This is a genomic window from Sphingobium sp., from assembly GCF_035511395.1.
GTDB lineage: Bacteria > Pseudomonadota > Alphaproteobacteria > Sphingomonadales > Sphingomonadaceae > Sphingobium.
This window is the reverse complement of the sequence record NZ_DATKFP010000448.1, coordinates 1-8,687: the sequence shown is the minus strand read 5'-3', so window position 1 is coordinate 8,687 and position 8,687 is coordinate 1. Positions and strand designations below refer to the sequence as shown.

The 8,687-nt window shown below is 61.7% G+C and carries 10 protein-coding genes and 1 pseudogene; 8 read left to right on the top strand and 3 right to left on the bottom strand.

Features of this window, described 5'->3' with window-relative positions:
• Window positions 1-112: 112 nt before the first annotated feature.
• From VMR39_RS30090 to VMR39_RS30080, 3 genes are all read left to right on the top strand, one after another.
• Window positions 113-685 (top strand): HdeD family acid-resistance protein, encoded by a 573-nt coding sequence (locus tag VMR39_RS30090; RefSeq protein WP_021246274.1) that lies wholly within the window; start codon window positions 113-115, stop codon window positions 683-685.
• Between the two features lie 50 nt (window positions 686-735).
• Window positions 736-1,146: a DUF2147 domain-containing protein gene (locus tag VMR39_RS30085; RefSeq protein ID WP_021246273.1), complete on the top strand. Its 411-nt coding sequence runs from the start codon at window positions 736-738 to the stop codon at window positions 1,144-1,146.
• Between the two features lie 129 nt (window positions 1,147-1,275).
• Window positions 1,276-1,812 carry a hypothetical protein gene (locus VMR39_RS30080; RefSeq protein WP_232037388.1) on the top strand — a complete coding sequence of 179 codons (537 nt, stop codon included), beginning with the start codon at window positions 1,276-1,278 and terminating at the stop codon, window positions 1,810-1,812.
• A gap of 84 nt (window positions 1,813-1,896) precedes the next feature.
• On the opposite strand, the gene VMR39_RS30075 is transcribed toward VMR39_RS30080, so the two are convergent.
• Both VMR39_RS30075 and VMR39_RS30070 read right to left on the bottom strand, forming a co-directional pair.
• Window positions 1,897-3,399 (bottom strand): phospholipase D family protein, encoded by a 1,503-nt coding sequence (locus tag VMR39_RS30075; RefSeq protein WP_021246271.1) that lies wholly within the window; start codon window positions 3,397-3,399, stop codon window positions 1,897-1,899.
• Window positions 3,400-3,443: 44 nt separating this feature from the next.
• Window positions 3,444-4,301 carry a universal stress protein gene (locus VMR39_RS30070; protein WP_021690797.1) on the bottom strand — a complete coding sequence of 286 codons (858 nt, stop codon included), beginning with the start codon at window positions 4,299-4,301 and terminating at the stop codon, window positions 3,444-3,446.
• A gap of 193 nt (window positions 4,302-4,494) precedes the next feature.
• On the opposite strand from VMR39_RS30070, the gene VMR39_RS30065 reads away from it, so the two are divergent.
• Both VMR39_RS30065 and VMR39_RS30060 read left to right on the top strand, forming a co-directional pair.
• Window positions 4,495-5,523 (top strand): L,D-transpeptidase, encoded by a 1,029-nt coding sequence (locus VMR39_RS30065; RefSeq protein WP_373280351.1) that lies wholly within the window; start codon window positions 4,495-4,497, stop codon window positions 5,521-5,523.
• Between the two features lie 121 nt (window positions 5,524-5,644).
• Window positions 5,645-6,295 (top strand): hypothetical protein, encoded by a 651-nt coding sequence (locus VMR39_RS30060; protein ID WP_021246268.1) that lies wholly within the window; start codon window positions 5,645-5,647, stop codon window positions 6,293-6,295.
• Window positions 6,296-6,323: 28 nt separating this feature from the next.
• Here VMR39_RS30060 and VMR39_RS30635 read toward each other — a convergent pair.
• Window positions 6,324-6,509 (bottom strand): annotated as a pseudogene (locus VMR39_RS30635) (DUF7079 family protein); the annotation flags it as partial.
• A 280-nt stretch (window positions 6,510-6,789) separates the two neighbouring features.
• Between VMR39_RS30635 and VMR39_RS30055 the strand changes: the two are divergent.
• From VMR39_RS30055 to VMR39_RS30045, 3 genes are all read left to right on the top strand, one after another.
• Complete coding sequence (locus tag VMR39_RS30055) at window positions 6,790-7,041, top strand: hypothetical protein (protein ID WP_021246267.1); 252 nt, start codon at window positions 6,790-6,792, stop codon at window positions 7,039-7,041.
• A gap of 193 nt (window positions 7,042-7,234) precedes the next feature.
• Entirely contained in the window at window positions 7,235-7,936 is a 702-nt protein-coding gene (locus VMR39_RS30050; protein ID WP_021246266.1) for a VIT1/CCC1 transporter family protein, read from the top strand.
• A 72-nt stretch (window positions 7,937-8,008) separates the two neighbouring features.
• Window positions 8,009-8,687: cytochrome b/b6 domain-containing protein (locus tag VMR39_RS30045; RefSeq protein WP_325422170.1), on the top strand; the 679-nt coding region annotated here is incomplete at its 3' end.

The following is an 8,687-nucleotide window of genomic DNA, read 5'->3' as shown; positions in this document are numbered from 1 at the left end:
GAGCGACGCCTCCTGCGACATCAGCGCTTCCTGCTCGACTTGAGGTTGCACTCTGGCAATAGTCGACACGCTCACAGCAAAAGTTCCGAGTCACCAAGAAGGAGCCCTTCACATGCCGTCACAATCGAGGCGCTATTCCAGCCCCTATGGTATGGCCGACCCGGCATTGGAGACCAGTTGGGGCTGGGTCCTGGCTTATGGGCTGCTCGTGATCCTGATCGGCGTTTTTGCGCTCCTCAACCCAATCGCGACGGGCTTCGCGACAGGTGTTTTCCTTGCCGTGGCGCTCCTCATATACGGAATACTGGCTATCGCGGCCGGGTTGTCCTCGCTCTCCCGGCGCGCACGCTGGATCGAGATCCTCCTCGGCGTGCTGAGCCTCGTCGCGGCCGCCATCACTTTCTTCAATCCCTTCGCCGGGGCCTTGACGCTCGTCGCGCTGATCGGCGCCTGGTTGCTCATCATCGGCGTTTTCGAAATCGTCGGCGCATTCCAGTCTGCGCATGACCGGGGCTGGCGCCTGCTACTCGGCGTTCTCGACACTGTTCTGGGCGGTCTCCTCCTGTTCAGCGATCCCGCGACCGGACTTGCCTTCCTGGCATTGGCGGTCGGCCTGAGCTTCCTGCTGCGAGGAACCTTCCTCATCATCCTCGCCATGGGTCTGCGCCGCATCGGTAAGCTATAGACTTAGTGCGGCAAGGGTGCCCTGCCCCGAACAACAAAGGAAACGCCAGGATGATCGGAGGATACAAACCGCTTTCGGTCTTGCTCATCCTGGCGGCAACGGTCGGAAATGCTCCGGCATCGAGCATTTCCGGGACTATCTGGCGCAACCCTGCAAACAGTGTGCATATCCGCGCGCAACCGTGCGACGACAGGATGTGCGGTGTCGTCGTCTGGGCTAACGACAAGGCGAAAGCCGATGCGCGCAAGGGCAGCCCGGATCCTCTGGTGGGCGCACAGCTGTTTCGTGATTTCGAGCAGGAGCAGCCCGGCGTGTGGCGCGGCCGCGTTTTCGTGCCCGATATCGGCCGGACCTTCACCGGGCGCGTCACGGTACTCGACAGCAACAGGCTCGAGGCGAACGGCTGCCTCGTCGGGCGCATCGGGTGCCGGTCGCAGATCTGGACGCGCGTCGAGAAGTAGACGCATGGATTGACAGGCTGAAAGACATCTCTCCCATCCGGCTCGCTGACCCTGCGCAAATGCGATAACGCCGAAGGCGAAATGACCGCGTGCCTGATTCTCTTCCTGATCGTCCTTGGTATCAACCTGTTGCCCGCGTTCGGTCCCCCGACATGGTCGATCATCGTTCTCTATGGCCTGACGACCGATCTGCCTGTCGCCTTGATCGTGTTCATTGGCGCGCTCGCGGCCGCTCTTGGACGTTTGCTGCTTGCCTGGGGCTTTCGATTTCTCAAGGACTATTTGCCCGCGAAACAAAAGCGCAACCTCGAAGCAGCGAAAAAAGTCGTCGAGGACCGACCGAAAAGCGCGATTTTCGGGCTCGCACTGTTCGCTCTCTCTCCGCTTCCCTCGGCGCAACTGTTCGAAGCGGCCGGCCTTGCGGGTATCAGGCTGGGGAAGTTCACAGCAGCGTTTTTCGTCGGGCGTCTCGTCTCCTATTCGATCTATGCCGCGACAGCAGGCGTGATCCGCAAATCGAGCCTGGGTGACGTCTTTACCGAGCGCCTCACCAGTCCGTGGGGCATCGCGATGCAGATCGGCATGATCATCCTGCTTGCTGCGCTCGCCCAGATCGACTGGAGCAGATTTCTGCGCTCCGACAACGATCCGCGCTCAAGCGCATGATCTCAAGGAAACAGGTCCCCGTCGCAGACGGTCCATTCGTCGGCAACACGCAAAATTGAAGACGGCGCCGAAAGCCTGCTTGGGTCAAAGCTGCGATTCCAGCGGCAGAAGGCCAATGGCCTGTGCGGTTAGTCTGCGCCAGAACGAGGCTTCCGGTTCCCGGTCGTATCGGACGGGCACGCCGTTCCGGCTCCCGGCCCATTCCACGTCGCCATCCGACGTCAGACAGACCTCATAGCTGCGGGAGGGCGCGGTATCGCGCTGCCAGATGGCAGCCATCTTCCGGGCCAGGGCCTCGGACTCGAAGAGGACGCCCATTTCCGTGTTGAGGGAAGCCGAACGAGGATCCAGGTTCATCGAGCCGATGAACCCCATATGCCCGTCGGCAGTGAAAGCCTTGGTGTGCAGGCTTGCCCGGCTCGATCCTCGCAGGGAAAAGTCCCGCTCCTGATGCTCGGGCCGCAATTCCCAGAGCTTGATCCCTGCCTCGAGCAGCGGAACACGGTAGCGCGCGTAACCGCCATGGACCGCGGCGACATCGGTTGCCGCAAGAGAATTGGTCAGGACCGAGACCGAAACCCCCTTTGCCGCAATCGCGGCGAGCGCCGCCGTGCCTTCCTCGCCGGGGATGAAATAGGGCGAAGTGATTTCAAGCCTTTCCCGCGCCGCATCGAAGACCGGCAGCAGGTCGTGCATCAGCCAGTTCTTGCCCTCCTTGCCCAGCACTTTGCGCGGCGGATCGGCGATCACGCGGGCGGCGCGAGTCCAGTCGGGCCGCGTGGTCTCGGGATCGAGAAGCGAGAGCCGTTTGGCGATGCGCTCCAGATAGGGGCGCGCGGCAGCCTCATTGGCAGCGTTGCTCAATTCGGCGGCGATCCGCGTCAGCGCCACGCCAGGATCTTTCAAGGGCGAAAGCCTATCGACCGGCAACGCCAGGCCGCTGTTCCAGTAATCGTCGAAGATCTTCTCCGTCTGGGCGACGGCTGGCCCCATCACCAGCACGTCCATGTCGCGGAAATTGGTTTGCGTCGCGGCATCGAAATAGGCGTCGCCGATATTGCGCCCGCCAAGGATGGCGACGCGGCCATCAGCGATCCAGGCCTTGTTGTGCATGCGCCGGGTCACGCTGAAGGCGCGCAGCATCATTTCGATGCCGCGCCGCAAGCCGCCCTGCCGCGCCCGGGTCGGGTTGAAGATACGGATCTCGATATGCGGATGATGCGCCATGGCGATCATCGCATCAGATGTATGGCTGGTGCCGATGTCGTCGATCAGGATCCGCACCCTGACGCCGCGATCGGCCGCGGACAGGGCCTCGGCCAGAAGAAGGCGGCCGGTCAGATCGTCGTGCCAGATGTAATACATCAGATCGAGCGAGCGCTCGACCTTGCGCGCCGACAATCCACGTGCCGCGAAGGCGTCGAGATTCTCGTCCAGCAAAAGCAGGCCGCTCTCACCGGGGTGCGCATCCGTCGTGGCGCCAATACGCTGATCGAGCGGCGTCCGGCCGCGTTCGATCGACAGTGCGTAGGAAGGCTCCCCCTGCGCGCGACTGGCGAACAGGCCGTAGACCCAGGTCGCGAGCATCGACGCCGCGACGAAGCCCAGGCAGGCAAGGATGACGATCCGGATCAGACGGCAGCATCCGCCTGCGGCTGCTGGCGCACGAGCAGGACATCGCAATCGAGACGGCTGAGCAGCGCCCGCGCCGTGCTGCCGAGCACCGCCACCGTCAGGGCCGATCGACCGTGCGTTCCGATCACGGCCAGGTCGGTTTCGCTCAGCTTCACATGATTGCGGACAACCTCGCAAACCTCGCCATAGTCGACATTGATATCCAGCCTGTCGCGTGCGTCGGCGGGCAGATCGGTCCTGTCCAGAAAGGCATCCAGATCATAGGCTATCCTGGCCTGCAGCGCAGCTGCCGGCCCTTCCCGGCCCCGAAGTGCCTCCAGCGGCACGTGATAGGCGTGAACGAGAGTGATCTCGGCAGCGGGGAATGCGGCCATGGCCGTGCGAAGCGCCTGGGCCGAGCAGCCGGAGAAATCGGTTGCGACCAAGACCCGGCGATAGTGGTGCTGAGTCTTTTCCTTCACGATAAGCACCGGCGCATGAGCATGGCGTATCATGCGCTCCACGGTCGTGCCGATCAGGAAATCCCCGATATCGTCATGGCGCGAGATGCCGGTCACGATGAGATCCGCCCCGCATGCGGTTGACGCTTCCAGCACCGCCTGCGAGACGGCGCCGGTGGCGAGGCGTGTCTCGACCGGAATATCCGGGTCCGCCACCTCCGCCCGCAAGCGGGCATGAAGGCGACTCTCGGCAGCCTGCAGTCCGTCGAGCATGTCTGCGGGATCGGGATCCCTCTGAACATGGAGAAGAACCAGATGTGCGCGCCACTCGCTCGCCAGCTGTATCGCGCGGTCGCGGGCTCGGTCGCAGCGACCGCTAAAATCGGTTGGAAACAGAATCGTTCGCGGGGTCATATCGACGCAACATAGCAGCAGTGGTCCGCCAACCAAGGAACGTGTCGCCGTGTATTTGCAGGACGGACAGAAATGTTCTTCGGCAAGGATTCGCTGGCCGTCGCGAAGCAGACCGATATTATGGCCTGATCAGAAGAGGATGGATAAGATCACAACACCAGACATCATATTGCGAACCCCGACGCTCACTGCCGTGGCAACGGCCGGCGCATCCCACGCACCATCGACACGCTTCTCGCGCCGAACGCTTCTTGCCGGCACCATGACTGCCGCGCTCTGCCTGACCGCCGCTCCGATCCGCGCTATGGCGCTTGATCCAGGATCGATCGCGGCGAGCGTGGAAGCGTTACGGCCAGGAGAGTTCCTGTGGGCGCCCGAAACGGCTCCCGATGGTCCGGTGGTCATCATCGTCAGCCTCGCCAGGCAGCGGGCCTATGTCTATCGCAACGGCGTCCTGATCGGCATCTCGACCGTTTCCACCGGCGCAGCCGGCCACGAAACGCCCACCGGGGTTTTCACCATCCTCCAAAAGAAAGTCGCGCACAGATCGAACCTCTACAATGACGCGCCGATGCCCTACATGCAGCGCCTCACCTGGGACGGGATTGCCATGCACGCCGGCAATCTTCCGGGCTATCCCGCCTCGCACGGATGCATCCGGTTTCCCCTGACGTTCGCCGAGCACCTCTATGATGTCACGCAGCTTGGCCTGACGGTCATCATCACGCAGGCAAGCGAGATTCCGCGCTTTGCCCCAGCTCCCCGTATCCTGCAGGATACGGCCCGGCGCTCGTCGTTCGGGAATGCCTTTTTGACGGTCTGGCAGCCAGAGAAAGCACTCACAGGGCCGATCTCCATAATCGTCAGCGCGGCGGACCAGCGCGCCGTGGTGTTGCGAAACGGCATCGAAATCGGTTCGGCGCCTGTCGCCATCCGCGGCAAGATCTCCGGCCTTCAGGCCTTCAACCTCGCCTCCATCGACGAACACGGGACGCATTGGATGTTCCTCCCTGTATTTGGCGGTGCACAGACGGGGGAAGTCTCGCGGCAGGACCGGGAGCGGCTAATCCTTCCCGAGGACTTCAGACGGGGCCTGCTGTCGGTGCTCAAACCGGGAAGCACGCTGATCGTCACGGCCGATACCCTCGAAAGCGGGAGTACAGGCACATCCCTGACCGTGCTCACGGGCGAGGATGCCCAAGCGGATACAAACGAACGATGACGTTGTGCAATCCCGACTTCGCGTCCATCGCAGCGTCTTACCGCCTGATTCCAAACAATCCCCTGCCGTAATTGCGAAGACCGGCCTAATTACGACATACTCACCAGAGGATTTGACTTCGATGTCCCGATCATTGCGCGTTCCAGTTTCCCTTGCCGCCGCCATCCTGCTGGGGCTGTCCTCGGCGGCTCCGTCACTGGCTGAAACCGCGCCCGCTGCGCCACCTTCGGCCGACGCCACGGCAATCGCGGTACCCGACGGATTTGAGTTGGCGCCGGACGGCACAACTCTTGTCCACGTGGCCAGCGGCCTGCGCTTCCCGGAGGAATTCGAGGGCTTTACCCGCCTCAGGGAACGGGCATTCGATCCGGGCGGCGAGTATATCGCCATCGGCTACGACCGGCCACTCGGCACCGGCGACGATCGCATCGTGGTGCGGATGGCGGTGGTCCATATCGACCAGATGCCGCCACGCGACCACTATATGATCATGCGTCAGGCTACGATGTCCCATTTTGCCGCGCCGACCATCGTGTCGGAAGGACCGGCGACGATCCCAACCAATCGCCGCCTCAAGGCCTATCGCGGAACTTTCACCGGCTATCGCGACGGCAAACCATGGCGTTCCAGCCTGACGACAGTCGACTATGGCTATTGGAGCGGACGCATGACGGCCGCCTATCCCGAAAGCGAAGCTGCCGAAGCTGAGAAATATCTTGGCGTGCTGCTGGCGGAAATCCGCGCGCAGCGCCCAAAGGCGCCGAAACGGTAGACTGGGGACGATGCCCGCGCGAAACCGCTCACTTTGACGGAGCAAGCAGCGAGAGGAGGCGCCGCCAATCTTGTTCGATCATCCGCCAGCGAAAAACGGCAAGCATGTGGGTCAGCAATCGGGAAAGATAATTCCTTTCCCGTGATCGGGCTACGATTTCGTGGACCTCCCTTTCGGTCCACGGCTTCCATTGTCCAGCGACGGCGATCATGTTCGAGCGGAAGGCCGTATCGCTTCATCTCGCAATATACGCTCGGTTTCCGTTATCCGAATGGGGATTGCCGCAGTTATTGAGCGACGTAGTGCAAGTTATCCTTGCCCAGTTCGGCTCCCGTTCCGCTATTTCCTGGGCTGGAAGCTGATGCGGCTTGTAAGCCCCTCTAACGCGCCTCTCACTCATACGCGACGTTCCGCAGCGATCAAAGCGGCCTGATAGGCCGCATCCTCACCCATAATCGCACGCGCTGTCGCGATTAGTTCAGGACTCGCATTACGTGGACGACCCGTATCGAACGGGGGGCTGGATCATATTCGATCGCGAGTTACGTAATTTTTGCAGTCTCTTCACCCCGAAGTTTCGCAAGAAGACGGATTCCGAAATCGATCCCCGCGGTCATGCGAAGGCCAAAGCTGTGAACATAGCCGTCATGCACGTCGAAACCATATTGGAGGCAGCCGTCGAACCGGATGATCTGGAATTGGCGCTGCCTCTCATGAGCCGCCTGCAGGAGGCCATGATCACATGAACTAGGCCGGGTCTCTCCAATCTCTATGGATTCAAGCGTGACGGCCCCTTCACCGAGTGCCGATTTCAGCGTGGTGCGACAAATGTAGACCGATTCAAGTAGGGATTGCTGAGCTATGCCGGCTACCAATCATCGTCAGGGTTTCGTCAGGAAAGACTGTTGAACTTTTTCACGGCATTTTACGAAGGACACCATGAGCCGACTAAGATCCCATCCCGAACGCCATGCGGTGTCACGCATCGGCTGGCTACGCGCGGCAGTGCTGGGAGCCAATGATGGGATCGTTTCGACCGCGAGCCTCATCGTCGGCGTCGCAGCCTCCGGCGCGGGCAAGGCCAATATCCTGGTCGCAGGGATGGCGGCGCTGGTGGCAGGCGCCATGTCGATGGCCGCCGGCGAATATGTCTCGGTCAGCTCTCAGGCGGACACGGAGAATGCCGACCTCGCCCGGGAAAGAGGTGAACTCGCCGTTCAACCGGTGCTCGAGCATCAGGAACTGGCGGACATCTATGTCAAACGCGGTCTGAATGAGGAACTGGCCCGGCAGGTAGCCGACGAACTAATGGCAAAGGATGCGCTGGCCGCGCATGCCCGCGACGAACTCGGCATTTCCGAAGTCGTGACCGCCCGCCCTATCCAGGCCGCGCTCACATCCGCCGCAACTTTCAGCACAGGCGCCCTCATGCCCCTGATGTTGGTCGCCGTCGTTCCGCATGATAGCCTCGTCGCAATCGAGGTCGCGGCAACCCTGTTGTTTCTCGCACTGCTGGGCGCGCTTGGCGCCTGGGCCGGGGGCGCCCGCCCCATGAAATCAATCCTACGGGTCACATTCTGGGGCGCGCTGGCCCTGGCTGCGACCGCGGGCATCGGGAGGCTGTTCGGAACAGTGGTTTGAACCACGCTGCTCACATCGTCAGGATTCGGTCAGTGAACACCCGTAGCCCTTCCAGCTGGAAAGGCGAACGTGATGACAAATTCTGAATATACAAGGACATTCAAGGTTTGGGACACGCCGCTACGGCTATTCCATTGGCTGCTGGTCCTAGCGATCTCGATCGCGTTTCTCTCTTCCGACGACGATAGTCCGATCGCATCGTGGCATATGGTCGCAGGATGGTCTGCTGCTGCCTTGCTTGCGTTCCGTCTGATCTGGGGCTTCGTCGGAGGCGAGCATGCCCGGTTCGTGAATTTCATTCGGCCAACAGCAATCGCCACCCATGCACGCGACCTTCTAGCTGGCCATCCTCGACGTTCCGTGGGTCATAATCCACTGGGCGCGATCGCAGTCGTGGCGCTGATCGGATTGACCGGAATCGTCATCTGGAGCGGCAGCAGCGTTGCGGCAGGCGGCATGGACAAAGACCTTCATGAAGCCCTCGCCTACAGCCTGCTTGCTTTGATCGGGCTTCATGTCGGCGCCGTGCTGTTGATGTCGCTGCTCACCGGCGAAAACCTTGTTCGCGCGATGATCAGCGGCCGCAAGAAGAACAGCCTCTATCCGAATGTGCGTGAGGCTCGGGGACCAGGCTTGTTTGCGGCTCTACTTGGTGCCGCAGCGATCGTTCTGGCAATCATCGCCATTGTCATGGTGGATCCGACCGCCTTCGCGCCGCAGCAACGCCATTCCCATCACGGTTCGCACGAGG